General features: G+C 60.8%; 16 protein-coding genes. 10 read left to right on the top strand and 6 right to left on the bottom strand.

The window, feature by feature from the left end:
• Positions 1–114 precede the first annotated feature (114 nt).
• From C0058_RS09925 to C0058_RS09935, 3 genes are all read left to right on the top strand, one after another.
• Positions 115–1,266, top strand: coding sequence for an MFS transporter (locus C0058_RS09925; protein ID WP_168197526.1), 1,152 nt, complete (start codon positions 115–117; stop codon positions 1,264–1,266).
• Positions 1,267–1,294: 28 nt separating this feature from the next.
• Positions 1,295–1,840, top strand: coding sequence for an acireductone dioxygenase (locus C0058_RS09930; protein ID WP_008433207.1), 546 nt, complete (start codon positions 1,295–1,297; stop codon positions 1,838–1,840).
• 235 nt (positions 1,841–2,075) lie between these two features.
• Positions 2,076–2,360 carry a response regulator transcription factor gene (locus C0058_RS09935; RefSeq protein ID WP_003216779.1) on the top strand — a complete coding sequence of 95 codons (285 nt, stop codon included), beginning with the start codon at positions 2,076–2,078 and terminating at the stop codon, positions 2,358–2,360.
• 54 nt (positions 2,361–2,414) lie between these two features.
• Here C0058_RS09935 and C0058_RS09940 read toward each other — a convergent pair whose 3' ends face one another.
• Positions 2,415–2,693: a DUF3509 domain-containing protein gene (locus tag C0058_RS09940; protein ID WP_003216777.1), complete on the bottom strand. Its 279-nt coding sequence runs from the start codon at positions 2,691–2,693 to the stop codon at positions 2,415–2,417.
• 398 nt (positions 2,694–3,091) lie between these two features.
• Here C0058_RS09940 and C0058_RS09945 point away from each other — a divergent pair, with 398 nt between their 5' ends.
• From C0058_RS09945 to C0058_RS09970, 5 genes are all read left to right on the top strand, one after another.
• A complete protein-coding gene (locus C0058_RS09945; protein ID WP_102368460.1) occupies positions 3,092–4,918 on the top strand; it encodes a long-chain-acyl-CoA synthetase in 1,827 nt (608 codons plus the stop codon).
• 96 nt (positions 4,919–5,014) lie between these two features.
• Entirely contained in the window at positions 5,015–5,530 is a 516-nt protein-coding gene (locus C0058_RS09950) for an ankyrin repeat domain-containing protein (RefSeq protein WP_010176046.1), read from the top strand.
• Positions 5,531–5,571: 41 nt separating this feature from the next.
• Positions 5,572–6,102 (top strand): hypothetical protein, encoded by a 531-nt coding sequence (locus C0058_RS09955; protein WP_003216771.1) that lies wholly within the window; start codon positions 5,572–5,574, stop codon positions 6,100–6,102.
• Between the two features lie 68 nt (positions 6,103–6,170).
• The gene (locus tag C0058_RS09960) at positions 6,171–6,362 is read left to right on the top strand and encodes a PLDc N-terminal domain-containing protein (RefSeq protein WP_003172956.1); all 192 of its coding nucleotides are present in this window, start codon (positions 6,171–6,173) and stop codon (positions 6,360–6,362) included.
• 396 nt (positions 6,363–6,758) lie between these two features.
• Positions 6,759–8,846 (top strand): LTA synthase family protein, encoded by a 2,088-nt coding sequence (locus tag C0058_RS09970; protein WP_008433215.1) that lies wholly within the window; start codon positions 6,759–6,761, stop codon positions 8,844–8,846.
• A 60-nt stretch (positions 8,847–8,906) separates the two neighbouring features.
• On the opposite strand, the gene C0058_RS09975 is transcribed toward C0058_RS09970, so the two are convergent.
• Positions 8,907–9,059, bottom strand: coding sequence for a DUF3309 family protein (locus tag C0058_RS09975; RefSeq protein WP_003216767.1), 153 nt, complete (start codon positions 9,057–9,059; stop codon positions 8,907–8,909).
• Positions 9,060–9,388: 329 nt separating this feature from the next.
• On the opposite strand from C0058_RS09975, the gene C0058_RS09980 reads away from it, so the two are divergent.
• Positions 9,389–10,210 (top strand): SDR family oxidoreductase, encoded by an 822-nt coding sequence (locus C0058_RS09980; RefSeq protein WP_102368462.1) that lies wholly within the window; start codon positions 9,389–9,391, stop codon positions 10,208–10,210.
• Positions 10,211–10,561: 351 nt separating this feature from the next.
• Positions 10,562–10,771 (top strand): carbon storage regulator CsrA, encoded by a 210-nt coding sequence (gene csrA, locus C0058_RS09990; RefSeq protein WP_008433220.1) that lies wholly within the window; start codon positions 10,562–10,564, stop codon positions 10,769–10,771.
• A gap of 3 nt (positions 10,772–10,774) precedes the next feature.
• Here the strand turns inward: csrA and C0058_RS09995 are convergent, their stop codons facing one another.
• The 4 genes from C0058_RS09995 to C0058_RS10010 all read right to left on the bottom strand — a co-directional run bounded on the left by C0058_RS09995 (position 10,775) and on the right by C0058_RS10010 (position 15,938).
• Positions 10,775–11,002, bottom strand: coding sequence for a YheU family protein (locus tag C0058_RS09995; protein ID WP_003192759.1), 228 nt, complete (start codon positions 11,000–11,002; stop codon positions 10,775–10,777).
• Between the two features lie 59 nt (positions 11,003–11,061).
• A complete protein-coding gene (locus tag C0058_RS10000) occupies positions 11,062–12,246 on the bottom strand; it encodes an osmoprotectant NAGGN system M42 family peptidase (protein WP_003216760.1) in 1,185 nt (394 codons plus the stop codon).
• A 170-nt stretch (positions 12,247–12,416) separates the two neighbouring features.
• Positions 12,417–14,162 (bottom strand): N-acetylglutaminylglutamine synthetase, encoded by a 1,746-nt coding sequence (gene ngg, locus C0058_RS10005; RefSeq protein ID WP_102368463.1) that lies wholly within the window; start codon positions 14,160–14,162, stop codon positions 12,417–12,419.
• Positions 14,163–14,165: 3 nt separating this feature from the next.
• On the bottom strand, positions 14,166–15,938 hold the full coding sequence (locus C0058_RS10010; protein WP_003216754.1) for an N-acetylglutaminylglutamine amidotransferase: 1,773 nt from the start codon (positions 15,936–15,938) through the stop codon (positions 14,166–14,168).
• Positions 15,939–15,991: the final 53 nt, after the last annotated feature.

Here is a 15,991-nt window from a genome sequence, read left to right on the forward strand (position 1 = left end):
TGCGCAGCGGCCCCAAAGCCTGCAACCCGGTAGTACCTGGAGAACTGCGGCGCTTCTAGTGGGGCCGCTTCGCGACCCAGCGCGAGCAGGCTCGCTCGCCACAAGTCACTTATGCTGACGCAAGCCCTTCCATACTGGCGACTCTCCAGCTTCTACCTGTTCTATTTCGCCCTGCTGGGGGCGACGGCGCCGTTCCTGGCGTTGTACTTCGATCACCTTGGGTTCTCCAGCGCGCGCATCGGCGAGCTGGTGGCCATCCCCATGCTGATGCGCTGCGTGGCACCCAACCTGTGGGGCTGGCTGGGGGATTACACCGGCCGGCGCCTGGCCATCGTGCGCTTTGGCGCGGTGTGCACCCTGGTGAGTTTCTCGTTGATCTTTGTCAGCAAGACTTACGCCTGGCTGGCGCTGGTGATGGCCTTGCACGCGTTCTTCTGGCACGCGGTCCTGCCGCAGTTTGAAGTCATCACCCTCGCGCACCTGCAAGGCCAGACCTCGCGCTACAGCCAGGTGCGGTTGTGGGGCTCCATCGGTTTTATCCTCACCGTGGTGATCATGGGCCGCTTGTTCGACTGGCTGAGCCTGGATATCTACCCGGTGGTGGTCGTGGTGATCATGGCCGGCATCATCGGCGCGAGCCTCTGGGTGCCGAATGCGCAGCCGCCGGCCCAGGGCAACCGCCTGGCCGGTGACGGCTTTTTGCGGCAACTGCGCAGCCCCGGCGTCCTCGCGTTTTATGCCTGCGTGGCGCTGATGCAAATGAGCCACGGCCCGTACTACACCTTCCTCACCCTGCACCTTGAACACCTCGGTTACAGCCGTGGCGTGATCGGCATGTTGTGGGCGCTGGGCGTGGTGGCGGAAGTCTTGATGTTCCTGGCCATGAGCCGGATTCTCACGCGCTTTTCGGTACGCCGGGTATTGATGGCGAGTTTCCTGCTGGCCGCACTGCGCTGGTTGCTGCTGGGCTCGTTTGCCGAATTCTTCTGGGTGCTGTTGCTGGCGCAGGTGATGCACGCGGCGACCTTCGGCAGTTTTCACGCGGCGGCCATCCAGTTCGTGCAACGCAGCTTTGGTGCTCGCCAGCAAGGGCAGGGCCAGGCACTGTATGCGGCACTGGCCGGTACCGGCGGTGCGCTGGGCGCACTCTATTCAGGTTACAGCTGGAACCTGCTGGGGCCGACCCTGACCTTCAGCATTGCCAGCGTCGCGGCCCTGGCCGCCGCCCTAATCATTGGCATTCGATTGCAAGAGGAGCGGCCATGAGCGGCTCCCGTGACAGAGGAAGAGTTTGATGAGCTATCTCGCGGTTTACCACGTCTGCACCCCCGACACCCCGAACAAGGTCCTGACTCACCAGGACGATATCGCCTCGACCCTGGCCGAGCTGGGTGTGGGGTTCGATCGCTGGCAGGCGACTACCCGACTTGAGCCCGGGGCCAGCGAGGTTGAGATTATCGCCGCCTACCAGGCGCCCATCGACAAGCTGATGACCGAGCGCGGCTACACCACCGTTGATGTGCTCCGCGTCAGCAACGATCACCCGCAGAAAGCCCAATTGCGCGCCGAGCGACTCGACGAACACCGCATGGCCCAAGACCACGTGCGTTTTTTCGTAGCGGGTCGTGGGCTGTTTACCTTGCACATCGAAGATTATGTGTACGCGGTGTTCTGCGAGAAAAACGACCTGATCTTGGTGCCGAGCGGCATCCCGCACTGGTTTGATATGGGGGAGAACCCGCACTTTGTGGCGATCCGCCTGTTCAGTGACCCTGAAGGGCTGGCGGTCATGCTGACGGGCGACGCGATCGCCGAGGGTTTTCCTCGGCTTGATGACTAAGTTCGTCCGGCAATGCCTCCTGAACAGGGGGCATTTTTTTAACTTCAATTCCTTCAGGTTGGAAATCGCTGTAGGAATAAACTTGAAAGTTTGTGGGTAACAGCTGTTTATCGTTGACCTTACTTGTTACTTCCACTCTTTGTGTAACTCTCTCTGGTCTCAATATTTATTCGCCTGTCAATAGGAGTAATCCGACTTCGGGCGTTACAAGACCTATATGAAGAGAGGGGCCTGCATGAGCGGTTCGGAGCCACAGGAACAACCGTCCACGCAAACGGACAGCGCGCCGGTTGCCAACCGCAAGGCGCGTGCGATGTTGTCGGGTAAACCCCTGACCCCAAAGGAACGGGAAATCCTGCATTGGGCGGTCGAGGGCAAGACGGTGTGGGAAATCAGCAGGATTCGCTCCATCTCCCAGGCCACGGTGAAGTTTCACCTGCGCAACATCTACGGCAAGTTGCAGGTGACTAACCGGGTCCAGGCCGTGAACGAGGCGGTGAAACAGGGATTGTGCAAATAAAAAAAGGCCGTGGTGCGCAACGGCACCACGACCTGTTCGGGTCCTGCATGACGGTCAAGCCGAATGGTAGGTCGGCAGGGCAAAGCGGTTCTGGCTTTGCAGCATCGAAATCTGTGGCAGGTCGCTGGCTTGTTCAGCCAGGTCGCGGCGAATGGCGCTGATGACCCACGTCAGTTGGTCGGCCGTGTGCAGTTGCTGATAAGAGATCGAACGTTTGATCTGCTTGCCTTCGCTGTTACGCAAGGTCAGCAGGATGCCGCCATCAGGACGCGCCTGGGTGGTGACGTCGAAATTGGAGAACACAGAAGAAAATTTATCTTGGATCAGGCTCATGTCTATCAGCTCCGTTAGCTCATGTTTTGCAGCGTGGAGTGATAGGTGCAGTGATTGTGCCAGTACTGACTATCTTAAAAAATCGTTATAAATCAATCAGTTATAAAATTTTAAGATTTCCAGTTTCGTGCAATTTGCATGAATGGCCATCGTGCATCCTGCATTTTGCGGGGTTTTGCCAAGTGTTTCACAGCTGGCACGCAAGGCAGGTCTTCCATAGTGACCACCTGGCGGTGCGCTAAATTCCTTTTCCTTTCGGGATACAAAACTTTTCAAATCCTGCGTGTACAGCCGAAGAACGGCTGGCGTATTTTCCTGCAAGGCATTCGGCGCGGGTCTTACAGTGCGATGGGTGCCTTGAGGGTCATACGAACAATAAGAAAAAGGACGTTCCCGCCATGAACCACCCGCCAAGTGACATGATCACCTGGGGCATGATGCTGCGTAAGGTGCCCACCATTGTCCGTGCACTGCCGCGCCTGGTGCGCGGAATCCGCGTTGCCAACATCACCGATCCCGACCAGCCGTGCGGCCTGGGCTGGACCTTTGAACAAGCCACCCAACGCAACCCCGACGGCGCCGCGCTGCTGTATGGCGACACGGTGCTGAGCTACCGCCAGGCCAACCAGCAGGCCAACCGCATGGCTCACTACCTGCAGCAGCAGGGGATCGGCAAGGGCGACGTGGTGGCGTTGTTTATCGAGAACCGCCCCGAGTTGTTGCTCAGCGTACTGGCCGTGGCCAAGGTGGGCGGCATTTGCGCGATGCTCAATACCTCGCAAACCCAGACCGCACTGGTTCACAGCCTCAACCTGGTGACGCCGGCGGCCATTGTGGTGGGTGCCGAGTTGGTAGGGGCCTACGAGGCCGTGCGCAGCCAGGTGGCCATCGAGGCGGATAAAACCTGGTTTATTGCCGATCAGCAGCACAGCCATGTGCCGCCGGATTACGTCGACCTGATGGCTGCCAGCGCCGACTGCCCGGTGGAAAACCCCGCCAGCACCCAGCAGATTTTTTTCAACGACCCTTGCTTCTATATCTACACCTCCGGCACCACCGGCTTGCCCAAGGCCGGCATTTTCAAACACGGCCGCTGGATGAAGTCCTCGGCCAGTTTCGGCACCATCGCCCTGGATATGGGGCCCGAGGATGTCGTCTATTGCACCTTGCCGCTGTATCACGCCACTGGCCTGTGCGTGTGCTGGGGTTCGGCGATTGCCGGGGCGTCGGGGTTCGCGATTCGCCGCAAGTTCAGCGCCAGCCAGTTCTGGGACGATGTGCGCAAATTCAATGCGACCACCCTGGGTTATGTCGGCGAGCTGTGCCGCTACCTGATCGACCAGCCTGCCCACGGGCGCGACCTGGATAACCGGGTGACGAAGATGATCGGCAACGGCCTGCGCCCTGGGGTTTGGGCTGAGTTCAAGCAGCGCTTTGGCGTTGATCATATCTGCGAGCTGTACGCCGCCAGTGACGGCAACATCGGCTTCACCAATGTGCTGAACTTCGACAACACCATCGGCTTTTCCCTGATGCACTGGGCACTGGTGGACTACGCCCATGACAGCTGTGAGCCGATTCGCGGCGCCGACGGTTTCATGCGCGAAGTGCCCAAGGGGGGCCAGGGGCTGCTGCTGGCCAGGATCGATGACAAGGCACCGTTCGACGGCTACACCGACCCCGAGAAGAACCGCAAGGTGGTGCTCAGCGACGTGTTCGAGAAGGGCGACCGTTATTTCAACACCGGCGACCTGTTGCGCAATATCGGCTTTGGCCACGCCCAATTCGTTGACCGGCTGGGGGACACCTACCGCTGGAAAGGTGAAAACGTCTCCACCACCGAAGTCGAGAACATCTTCCTGCAGCACCCGCAGATTTCCGAAGTGGTGGCCTACGGCGTGGAGATTGAAAACACCAACGGCCGCGCGGGCATGGCGGCCATTACGCCTGCCGAATCCCTGGCTTCCCTGGACATGCGCGAGTTGCTGACCTTCGCCCACGGGCAATTGCCCGCGTATGCGGTGCCGTTGTTCCTGCGGATCAAGGTGAAGATGGAAACCACGGGCACCTTTAAATACCAGAAGGTGAAACTCAAGGAGGAAGCGTTCGATCCGGGCAAGGCCGGTGATGATCCGATCTTTGCCTGGCTGCCTGGGTCGGACAGTTATGTGCCGGTCACCGGGCAACTGTTGGCGGATATTCAGGCGGGCAAGTTCCGTTATTGATTCTGCCTATCGCCGCTTTTGGGAAAAAAGGCATGACAGTGGGGAACTCCATCGCGAGACTGGGCGCCTTATGAAACACCAGACAAGGAGCCCCACATGTCAGACCAAGCCAAACAAATGACCGAAGACGAAGCCGCCGAATTTGCCGAGCAGGTGTTCGACGTGGCGCGCAAAGGCGATGCCGCGATGCTGGCGGCGTTGCTGGCCAAGGGCTTGCCGCCGAACCTGCGCAACCACAATGGCGATACGCTGTTGATGCTGTCGGCCTACCATGGCCATGTGGACGCGGTGAAAGTGCTGCTGGAATTCAAGGCCGACCCCCAGATTGCCAACGACAAGAACCAGCTGCCGATTGCCGGCGCGGCGTTCAAGGGCAACCTGCCGGTGGTCAAGGCATTGATCGAAGGCGGAGCGTTGGTCGAAGGCGCATCCTCTGATGGTCGCACCGCCTTGATGATGGCGGCGATGTTCAACCGTACCGAAATGGTGGACTACCTAATCAGCCAGGGCGCCAATCCCAAGGCCACCGATGCCCAGGGCGTGACCGCGCTGGCAGCGGCCCAGACCATGGGGGCGGTGGATACGGCGGCGCAGTTGCAAAAACTGGTGTAGGCTTTGCGCCCTCAAAATCAGCCCCGCCACAGGACCACCCCATGAAAACCGCACTCGTCGAACTCATCAGCAAAATCAGCTCCGGCTGCATGAGCGAACCCGAGATCGCCAAGGTGGCTGACGAAGCGGCCCAGGCCTACGCCGATCCCGACGCTTTCCTGGCCGCCAACCCCGACATTAACTACGACGACACTTTCCCGATTCCCCTGGGTGAGTGGATCGTCGTCGGCAGCCTGCCAGACACCGTGCTGTTCCAGGCCGACACCTACCTGGACCTGTTCGCCCAGATCGTCGCCTCCTTTGGCCCCGGCGTGGCGTTCAACCTCAAGCCCAAGCAACTGGCCAAGACCGAAGCCCTGACCGCGCTGAACCGCATCCAGATCCAGATGAGCGCCCTCAACCCGGAGAACGGCGGCTACGTGCTGATGAACTTCAGCCAGTTGCTGGACGACGAGATCCAGGCTGTGCTGGTCTACGGCAACGACGTGCCACGGGTGCTGGAGTTGTGTGCCGAAACCGGCATAAAGGGCGAACCATCGCTGGAAGCTCTGCGGGTTGCGGTACACGTCTGAAATAAAACGGAACCCCCGGCCACGGCTGACTATCCTAAGCAGGCAAGCCCTCACTTAGGAGCGACACCATGGGTTCCACTTTTAATGGTCTGATCGGGTTGATCATCCTCGCGCTGGATATCTGGGCGATCATCAACGTGTTCAAAAGCGGCGCGAGTACCGGCGCCAAAGTGTTGTGGATCCTGTTGATCCTGCTGCTGCCGGTACTGGGCTTGATCATCTGGGCGATCGCCGGGCCGCGCGGTAACGTGCGGATCTGATCCAAACAACGCTATCCAGAGCGGGTACAGTAAGTGTGGGAGCGGGCTTGCTCGCGAATACGGTGTAACAGTCACCTGATGTATCGACTGATTTACCGTATTCGCGAGCAAGCCCGCTCCCACATCTGTTTCCGTACGCCCGTTATTGTGTTTCGAGATATTCGCTGCACAGAATTTTCACATTCCATCCAAGACAATTCGCCGGCTATTTCCCCTGTCGAGTGCTCTAAAACGAGTGCCCACCTACTGCAGGAGTGAGTAATCAATGGCGTTGCCGGCGTTGATCGGGCACCATTTGCGCCATTGCGTTCACCGTCTACCCCAGCCTGCCTGGGCGAGGGCGGGGCGCCGCTGTATTCATTCGCAACTTAAACTTCCAATGGGTCCTAAAACGACATGGCAAACCCGGACGCCCTGAATCAGCAGCGAGCTTCTAATCGCTTGCTGCAACCGACCGTCAAATCCCATCTGGCGTACACGCTGCTTTGTGCCTTGATCATGATGGTGATGTTCTCCCTGCTGCGCCTGGCGCTGCTGGTCTACAACCGCGAGATGATCCTCGACACACCGGCCTCGACTTTCCTTGAAGCGTTCGCCAACGGCCTGCGCCTGGATATCCGCCTGGTGATGTACGTGCTGGTGCCGTTGCTGCTGGCGTTGTTCAGCGTACGGGCCATGGCGGCGCGCGGGTTCTTCCGCTTGTGGCTGACGGTCGCGTCCAGCATCGCGCTGTTCCTGGGCCTGATGGAAATGGACTTCTACCGCGAGTTCCACCAGCGCCTCAACGGCCTGGTCTTCCAGTACGTGAAGGAAGACCCGAAAACCGTGATGAGCATGCTCTGGTACGGTTTCCCGGTGGTGCGCTACCTGCTGGCCTGGGCCGTGGGTACGCTGATCCTGAGCATCGCCTTCAAAGGCGCCGACCGTGCAACGCGCCCACGCGGCCCGTTTAGCGGTGGCAGCATCGGCACTCGCCAGGTGGCGCCGTGGTACACGCGCATCGCGGTGTTCGTGGTCTGCCTGCTGGTCGCCGTGGTCGCCATCCGTGGCACCCTGCGCCAGGGCCCGCCACTGCGTTGGGGCGACGTGTACACCACCGACTCGAACTTCGCCAACCAGTTGGGCCTCAACGGTACCTTGTCGCTGATTGCGGCGGCGAAATCGCGCTTCTCCGAGGAGCGTTCGAACATCTGGAAAGCCACCCTGGAGCAGCCGCTGGCCACCCAGACCGTGCGCGACATGCTGGTATTGCCGACCGAGAAACTGGTCGACACCGACACCGCCGCGGTACGCCGTGACTTCACGCCGCCGGCCGAGAAGACCCTGCCGATCAAGAACGTCGTGGTTATCCTGATGGAAAGCTTCGCCGGTCACTCGGTGGGCGCCCTGGGCCGCCCGGGCAATATCACGCCGTACTTCGACAAACTGTCCAAGGAAGGCCTGCTGTTCGACCGCTTCTTCTCCAACGGCACCCACACCCACCAGGGTATGTTCGCCACCATGGCCTGCTTCCCGAACCTGCCGGGTTTCGAATACCTGATGCAGACCCCGGAAGGCAGCCACAAGCTGTCGGGCCTGCCGCAGTTGCTCAGCGCCCGCAAGTTTGACGACGTGTACGTCTACAACGGCGATTTCGCCTGGGACAACCAGTCGGGCTTCTTCAGCAACCAGGGCATGACCAACTTCATCGGGCGTAATGACTTCGTCAACCCGGTGTTCTCGGATCCAACCTGGGGCGTGTCCGACCAGGACATGTTCAGCCGTGGCCTGGAAGAGTTGAAGGCACGTGAAGGCGGCAAGCCGTTCTATGCGCTGCTGCAAACCCTGTCCAACCACACGCCGTACGCGTTGCCAACGCCATTGCCGGTCGAGAAGGTCACCGACCGTGGCAGCCTCAACGAGCATTTGACGGCCATGCGTTACTCCGACTGGGCCTTGGGCCAGTTCTTTGAAAAGGCCCGCAAGGAGCCGTACTTCAAGGAAACCCTGTTCGTGATCGTGGGCGACCACGGCTTCGGCAACGAGCAGCAGATCACCGAGATGGACCTGGGCCGCTTCAACGTGCCGATGCTGATGATCGCACCGGGCATGCAGGAGAAGTTCGGCGAGCGTGACCACACCGTGGGCACCCAGATCGACATCGTGCCGACCATCATGGGCCGCCTGGGCGGTGACACCCTGCACCAGTGCTGGGGCCGTGACCTGCTCAACCTGCCGGAAGGTGACAAGGGCTTTGGTGTGATCAAGCCGTCGGGCAGCGACCAGACCGTCGCCTTGCTCACCGGTGACCGGGTGCTGGTACTGCCCAAGGAAATGCCGCCGAAGTTGTGGGAATACGAACTGGGCGCCAACCCGACCGGGAAAGTGATTCCAGAGTCGCCGGACGAGGCTGCGTTGAAGCAGAAGCTCGAATCGTTCCTGCAGACCGCTACCAAGAGCCTGCTGGACAACACCGCAGGTGTAGTGGACGGCAAGCCGGACTAAATACCCGCGCATAAAAAAAGAGGCCTTTCAAGGCCTCTTTTTTTTGCACGCTGGAACGCGTTATATCTTGCCGAGCAACAACAGAATCAACAGCACTACCAACACAGTACCGAGAATACCCGATGGCCCGTAACCCCAATTGCGTGAGTGAGGGAACACTGGAAGACCGCCGACCAGCAGGAGGATCAGAATAATGATAAGAATGAGGCTCATGTTTTGTTTTCCTTATTGTCTTCTGAAAAGACCTGGTATTTAACGGATAGGCCCGACAACTGATACGGACGCCTTAATAACTCCGACCCATGTGTTTGGCAGAAAATTCCGTGTTTTTTTAAAGCTTTTCGCTAACTTGCTTATTTCCTTTAACCCCGTTGCAAATAACCGTCCTTAGTTCAAATAAATGGAACTTGGCGGGTTTCCCGCTATCCGACCCGGCCCACGGTTTGCCTGGGGCATTCAGCAGTCTGATGGTGCGTGGGTGCGGTAAAAACCTTCGCTACACTGCGGCTCACTTCTTCCGTGAACCACAAGGCTACTTTCCTATGCAAAATCGCATGATGATCACCGGCGCCGGTTCTGGCCTGGGTCGCGAAATCGCTCTGCGCTGGGCCCGTGAGGGTTGGCAGCTGGCCTTGTCGGACGTCAGCGAAGCGGGCCTGCAAGAAACCCTCAAGCTTGTACGCCAGGCCGGTGGTGACGGTTTCACCCAGCGCTGCGACGTGCGCGACTACAGCCAGCTCACCGCGTTCGCACAGGCCTGTGAGGAAAAGCTCGGTGGCATCGACGTGATCGTCAACAACGCCGGTGTCGCATCGGGCGGGTTCTTCAGCGAACTGTCCCTGGAAGACTGGGACTGGCAGATCGCGATCAACCTGATGGGCGTGGTCAAGGGCTGCAAGGCATTCCTGCCGCTGCTGGAAAAGAGCAAGGGCCGCATCATCAACATCGCGTCCATGGCCGCCCTGATGCAGGGCCCGGCCATGAGCAACTACAACGTGGCCAAGGCCGGCGTGGTGGCACTTTCGGAAAGCCTGCTGGTGGAACTCAAGCAACAGGAAGTCGGCGTGCATGTGGTGTGCCCATCCTTCTTCCAGACGAACCTGCTGGACTCGTTCCGCGGGCCGACGCCGGCGATGAAAGCCCAGGTGGGCAAGCTGCTGGAAAGCTCGCCGATCACCGCCGCACAGATCGCCGACTACATCTACCAGCAAGTGGCGCAAGGGCAATTCATGATCCTGCCCCACGAGCAGGGGCGCATGGCCTGGGCACTGAAACAGAAGAACCCGCAACTGCTGTATGACGAGATGACCGTGATGGCGGACAAGATGCGGGCGAAAGCCCAGTCGCAGGCGGTAAAAGGTTGAATTTCAGGTGAGCACCTGATGTGGCGAGGGCTTGTTGTGGCGAGGGAGCTTGCTCCCGCTGGGGTGCGAAGCAGCCCCAAAACCAGCCGCCCAAGTCTTCCTGAAAGAATGCATTGACCTTATTGGGGGCTGCTTCGCACCCCAGCGGGAGCAAGCTCCCTCGCCACAGAGAGTGCCTGCAAATTTGAACATATCGTTTGGTTCTTGGGTGTAATTCGAGATTATTCACTGCCTGTCTGTAGGGTAATTTACCCTGATGTGTAAGGCATGCCTGTTTAACCTGAAGGCCATTGATGGTGCCAGGCAGGGAGCGCATGGTCGGGGTTCGGTAACTTAAAAAGGACGAACCCCATGCTGGTATTAAGCCGCGCGGTAGGTGAAATAATTTCGGTGGGTGACCAGATCACCTTGCGCATTCTGGAAGTGAACGGCACCCAAGTGAAGCTGGGTGTGGAAGCGCCGGTGGGGGTCAATGTGCACCGGGCGGAGGTCTATCAGAAGATCCTCAGTCGCCACGGGCAGCAGGCCAACACCCATCCAGTGCCTGTGCCCAATCCTTGAGTCTCAGTCGAACAGGTGCTTGGGCACATCGTGCTTGAGCATCAACTGGCACTGCTCGCTTTCGGGGTCGAAAACAATCAGCGCCTGGCCCTTGGTCAGCGCCTGGCGTACCCGCAGCACCCGGGTTTCCAGAGGTGTGTCGTCACCATTGTCGGTGCCGTCGCGGGTCACGAAGTCTTCGATGAGGCGTGTCAGGGTGTCGACTTCAAGTGCATCGTAGGGAATCAGCATACAAGCCTCGGCTAGGGAATCCCGGCGATGCTACTGCGCCGGGATCCGAGTTGCCAGTCTCAGGTTTTTTGGCCCACCAGGCTGTCCACCGACGGCACGCGGGTATCACTCTCCATTTGTGTGTCGTGTTCGATCTGGTGACTGAACCGGTCGAGGGAGCCCTTGGCCGGCTGTGCATCGCTGGCGAACACCGGCGGGCTGAGGATGTACGCGCCCAGCAGGCGACTCAGCGCGGCGAGGCTGTCGATGTGCGTGCGCTCATAACCATGGGTGGCATCGCAACCGAATGCCAGCAGTGCGGTGCGAATGTCGTGGCCGGCGGTCACCGCCGAATGCGCGTCGCTGAAGTAGTAGCGAAACAGGTCGCGACGCACCGGTAGCTCATTTTCCGCCGCCAGGCGCAGCAGGTGGCGGGACAGGTGATAGTCATACGGCCCGCCGGAATCCTGCATCGCCACACTCACCGCGTGCTCGCTGGAGTGCTGCTCGTGGGCCACCGGCGCAATGTCGATGCCGACGAACTCACTCACATCCCACGGCAATGCCGCCGCCGCACCACTGCCGGTTTCTTCGGTGATGGTGAACAGCGGATGGCAGTCGATCAGCAGCGGCTGGCCGCTGTCGACAATCGCCTTGAGCGCCGCCAGCAGCGCGGCAACCCCGGCTTTATCGTCCAGGTGGCGGGCGCTGATATGCCCGCTCTCGGTGAATTCCGGCAGCGGGTCGAAGGCGACGAAATCGCCGACGCTGATACCCAGGGAGTCACAGTCGGCGCGGGTGGCGCAGTAGGCATCCAGGCGCAGTTCGATGTGGTCCCAACTGATGGGCATTTCATCCACGGCCGTATTGAACGCGTGACCGGAGGCCATCAACGGCAGCACGCTGCCACGGATCACGCCGTTATCGGTGAACAGGCTGACGCGGCTGCCTTCGGCAAAACGGCTGGACCAGCAGCCGACCGGCGCGAGGGTCAGGCGGCCATTGTCCTTGATCGCCCGCACGGCGGCGCCGATGGTGTCCAGGTGCGCGGAAACGGCGCGGTCGGGGCTGTTTTTCTGGCCCTTGAGGGTGGCGCGGATGGTGCCGCGCCGGGTCATTTCAAAGGGAATGCCCAGTTCCTCAAGGCGCTCGGCAACGTAGCGCACGATGGTGTCGGTAAACCCGGTGGGGCTGGGAATGGCGAGCATTTCCAGCAGCACTTTTTGCAGGTAAGCGAGATCCGGTTCGGGGATGGTTCGGGTCATGGAAACTCCTGATGAGTTGAGGGCATCGATGGTTTCGATGAAAGGGGCGCCTCAGAGATTGTGTTGGCTGTACCGGCGTCTTCGCGAGCAAGCCCGCTCCCACATTTGGAATGCATTCCCCTGTGGGAGCGGGCTTGCTCGCGAAAGCGCCAGTCAAGGCAACACCTTTCTCAAGCCGTCGGTTGGCTATGCGGGAACAACAGGTCCACGAACTTTTCAGCCGTCGGCTGCGGTTCATGGTTGGCCAGCCCGGCCCGTTCGTTGGCTTCGATAAACACGTAGTCCGATTGGTCGGCGGCCGGCACCATCAGGTCAAGGCCCACCATGGGAATGTCGAGGGCACGGGCGGCGCGCACGGCGGCGTCCACCAGGGTCGGGTGGAGGATGGCGGTGACGTCTTCCAGGCAACCGCCGGTGTGCAGGTTGGCGGTACGTCGCACCGCCAGGCGTTCGCCACGGGGCAGGATGCTGTTGTAGTCGTAGCCGGCCGCCTGCAGGGTGCGTTGGGTTTCATGGTCCAGGGGGATTTTGCTTTCGCCATCGGTGGCGGCCTGGCGTCGGCGGCTCTGGGCTTCGATCAACGCGCCAATGGAATGCTGACCATCGCCGGTGACTTCCGCCGGGCGGCGAATGGCGGCGGCGACCACTTCAAAGCCGATCACCAGAATGCGCAGGTCGAGGCCTTCGTGGAAGCTTTCCAGCAGTACACGGGTGTCGAATTGGCGGGCCGCCTCAATGGCTTTTTGCACGTCTTCAATGGTCTGCAAATCCACCGCCACACCCTGGCCTTGTTCGCCATCCAGCGGCTTGACCACAATACGCTGGTGCTCGTCGAGAAACTCCAGGTTGTCATCGGCACTGCCGGCCAATTGCTGGGCCGGAAGGTTCAGGCCTGCGGCCTTGAACACCTTGTGGGTCAGGCTCTTGTCCTGGCACAAAGTCATGCTGATGGCGCTGGTCAGGTCGCTGAGGGATTCGCGGCAGCGCACCCGGCGGCCACCGTGGCTCAGGGTAAACAAGCCGGCATCGGCATCGTCCACCTGCACGTCAATCCCGCGCCGATGCGCTTCCTCGACAATGATCCGCGCATAGGGATTGAACTCCGCCTGCGGGCCAGGGCCGAGGAACAGCGGCTGGTTGATCCCGTTCTTGCGCTTGATGGCGAAGGTGGTCAGCGCGCGAAAGCCAAGCTTGGCGTAGAGACTTTTCGCCTGGCGGTTGTCGTGCAGCACCGACAGGTCGAGGTAGCTCAGGCCGCGGCTCATGAAGTGTTCGATCAAGTGGCGTACCAGCACTTCACCCACCCCGGGGCGGGTACATTGCGGGTCGACCGCCAGGCACCAGAGGCTGCAGCCGTTCTCCGGATCGTGAAAGGCCTTCTGGTGGTTCAGGCCCATCACGCTGCCGATCACCGCGCCGCTGTCTTCGTCCTCGGCGAGCCAATACACCGGGCCGCCTTGATGGCGTGGCGTGAGCAGCGCCGGGTCCACCGGCAACATGCCGCGCCCCTGGTACAGCTGGTTCACCGCCTGCCAGTCCGCCTCGGTTTGTACCCGGCGAATCCGGAACCCGCGAAACACCCGGGTTGCCGGGCGATAGTCGGTGAACCACAGGCGCAGGGTATCGGACGGGTCGAGAAACAACTGCTGGGGATCAATCCCGAGGATCTGCTGCGGCGCCGCCACATACAGCGCGATATCCCGCTCGCCCGGCTGCTCGTTGAGCAACTCCAGGGCCAGGCTCGCCGGGTCCGGGAAGGTGTGGCCGATCAACAGCCGGCCCCAACCGCAATGCACGGCAATCGGCGTGGGGTCCAGTTCGCTGCCGTCTTCGGCGAAGCGGGCTTGCAGGCGCTCGTAGGAGGGCGCCTGGCCTCGCAGCAAGCGTTGGCTGTAAGCCGTGGCATGAGGTTTCATGAATCAGATTCCTTGTTCGCTGAGCCACAGGTTCAGCGCCGCCAGTTGCCACAGCTTGGAGCCGCGCAACGGGGTCAGTTGGCCTTGGGGATCGGTGAGCAGGCGGTCGAGCATGGCCGGGTTGAACAGGCCGCGGTCCTGGCTTGGGTCCAGCAGCAGCTCACGCACCCAGTTCAAGGTGTCACCCTGCAAATGCTTGAGGCCGGGCACCGGGAAGTAGCCTTTCTTGCGGTCGATGACCTCGCTCGGGATCACCCGGCGCGCCGCTTCCTTGAGCACTTGCTTGCCGCCGTCCGGCAGTTTGAATTTGCCCGGCACGCGGGCCGACAGTTCTACCAGGCGATAGTCGAGAAACGGCGTGCGCGCTTCCAGGCCCCAGGCCATGGTCATGTTGTCGACGCGCTTGACCGGGTCATCCACCAGCATCACGGTGCTGTCCAGGCGCAGGGCTTTGTCCACCGCCGCATCGGCGCCGGGCTGGGCGAAATGCTCGCGCACGAAGTCACCGGCGGCGTCATTCGCGGTCAACCATTTCGGCGCGACGGTAGCGGCATAGTCGTCGTAGCTGCGGTCGAAAAATGCGTCGCGGTAGGCCGCGTACGGGTCGCTTGCGCCATCCACCTGCGGGTACCAGTGGTAACCGGCGAACAGTTCATCGGCGCCCTGGCCGCTTTGCACCACCTTGCAGTGCTTGGCCACTTCCCGGGACAGCAGGTAGAAGGCAATGCAGTCATGACTGACCATCGGCTCGCTCATGGCGCGGAACGCCGCCGGTAATTGCTCGATGATTTCGCTTTCGGCGATACGCAGTTGGTGGTGACGGGTGCCGTAATGCTTGGCGATCAAGTCTGAATACTGGAACTCGTCGCCGCGCTCGCCTCCAGCGTCTTCAAAACCGATGGAGAAGGTCGACAGGTCCTGCACGCCGACTTCCCGCAACAGACCCACCAGCATGCTGGAATCGACACCGCCGGAAAGCAGCACGCCCACATCCACCGCCGCCCGCTGACGAATCGCCACGGCTTCGCGGGTGCTGTCGAGCACGCGGTCGGTCCAGTCTTCCAGGGTCAGGTTGGCTTCGTCGGCGTGGGGGCCGTAGGGCAGGGTCCACCAGGTTTTCTGTTCAGTCTTGCCATCGGCGTCGATGCGCATCCAGGAGGCGGGCGGCAGCTTTTCAATGCCCGCCAGCAGGGTGCGCGGCGCCGGCACCACGGCGTGGAAGTTCAGGTAGTGATTGAGGGCCACCGGATCGAGGATCGGGTTGATATCGCCACCCTTGAGCAGCGCCGGCAGGGCCGAGGCAAAACGCAGGCGCTGGCCGGTGCGCGACAGGTACAGCGGCTTCACGCCGAGGCGGTCACGGGCGATAAACAGGCGCTGGGCATCGCGCTCCCAGATGGCGAAGGCGAACATCCCGTTGAGCTTGGGCAGCAGGGCTTCGCCCCAGGCGTGGTAGCCCTTGAGCAGCACTTCGGTGTCGCCACCGGAATAGAAGGCGTAGCCCAGGGCTTCCAGCTCTTCACGCAATTCCGGGAAGTTATAGATCGCGCCGTTGAACGCCAGGGACAGGCCCAGCTGGGCGTCGACCATCGGTTGGGCGGAGCCATCCGACAGGTCCATGATTTTCAGGCGTCGATGGCCCAGGGCAATCGGCCCCTGGGCATGAAAGCCCCACGCGTCAGGACCGCGTGGCGCCAAGTGATGGGTGATTCGTTCCACCGCTGCCAGGTCGGCAGGTTGGTGATCGAAACGTAACTCTCCAGCTAATCCGCACATAAATTCCTTACCGGTTTTTCCGTTGGGGAGGGATAGAAATGCAGCCCGCCAAA

Origin of the sequence: Pseudomonas sp. NC02 (genome assembly GCF_002874965.1) — a bacterium.
In the GTDB taxonomy this organism is placed as follows: Bacteria; Pseudomonadota; Gammaproteobacteria; order Pseudomonadales; family Pseudomonadaceae; genus Aquipseudomonas.

What these genes read in the sequence shown, in the direction of transcription:
- C0058_RS09945 (WP_102368460.1), top strand. Translation starts at nt 3,092, where the DNA reads ATGAACCACCCGCCAAGTGACATGATCACCTGGGGCATGATGCTGCGT.
- C0058_RS09930 (WP_008433207.1), top strand. Translation starts at nt 1,295, where the DNA reads ATGAGCTATCTCGCGGTTTACCACGTCTGCACCCCCGACACCCCGAAC.
- C0058_RS10000 (WP_003216760.1), bottom strand. Translation starts at nt 12,246, where the DNA reads ATGACCCGAACCATCCCCGAACCGGATCTCGCTTACCTGCAAAAAGTG.
- C0058_RS09955 (WP_003216771.1), top strand. Translation starts at nt 5,572, where the DNA reads ATGAAAACCGCACTCGTCGAACTCATCAGCAAAATCAGCTCCGGCTGC.
- C0058_RS09935 (WP_003216779.1), top strand. Translation starts at nt 2,076, where the DNA reads ATGAGCGGTTCGGAGCCACAGGAACAACCGTCCACGCAAACGGACAGC.
- C0058_RS09940 (WP_003216777.1), bottom strand. Translation starts at nt 2,693, where the DNA reads ATGAGCCTGATCCAAGATAAATTTTCTTCTGTGTTCTCCAATTTCGAC.
- C0058_RS10010 (WP_003216754.1), bottom strand. Translation starts at nt 15,938, where the DNA reads ATGTGCGGATTAGCTGGAGAGTTACGTTTCGATCACCAACCTGCCGAC.
- C0058_RS09960 (WP_003172956.1), top strand. Translation starts at nt 6,171, where the DNA reads ATGGGTTCCACTTTTAATGGTCTGATCGGGTTGATCATCCTCGCGCTG.
- csrA (WP_008433220.1), top strand. Translation starts at nt 10,562, where the DNA reads ATGCTGGTATTAAGCCGCGCGGTAGGTGAAATAATTTCGGTGGGTGAC.
- C0058_RS09970 (WP_008433215.1), top strand. Translation starts at nt 6,759, where the DNA reads ATGGCAAACCCGGACGCCCTGAATCAGCAGCGAGCTTCTAATCGCTTG.
- ngg (WP_102368463.1), bottom strand. Translation starts at nt 14,162, where the DNA reads ATGAAACCTCATGCCACGGCTTACAGCCAACGCTTGCTGCGAGGCCAG.
- C0058_RS09980 (WP_102368462.1), top strand. Translation starts at nt 9,389, where the DNA reads ATGCAAAATCGCATGATGATCACCGGCGCCGGTTCTGGCCTGGGTCGC.
- C0058_RS09975 (WP_003216767.1), bottom strand. Translation starts at nt 9,059, where the DNA reads ATGAGCCTCATTCTTATCATTATTCTGATCCTCCTGCTGGTCGGCGGT.
- C0058_RS09950 (WP_010176046.1), top strand. Translation starts at nt 5,015, where the DNA reads ATGTCAGACCAAGCCAAACAAATGACCGAAGACGAAGCCGCCGAATTT.
- C0058_RS09995 (WP_003192759.1), bottom strand. Translation starts at nt 11,002, where the DNA reads ATGCTGATTCCCTACGATGCACTTGAAGTCGACACCCTGACACGCCTC.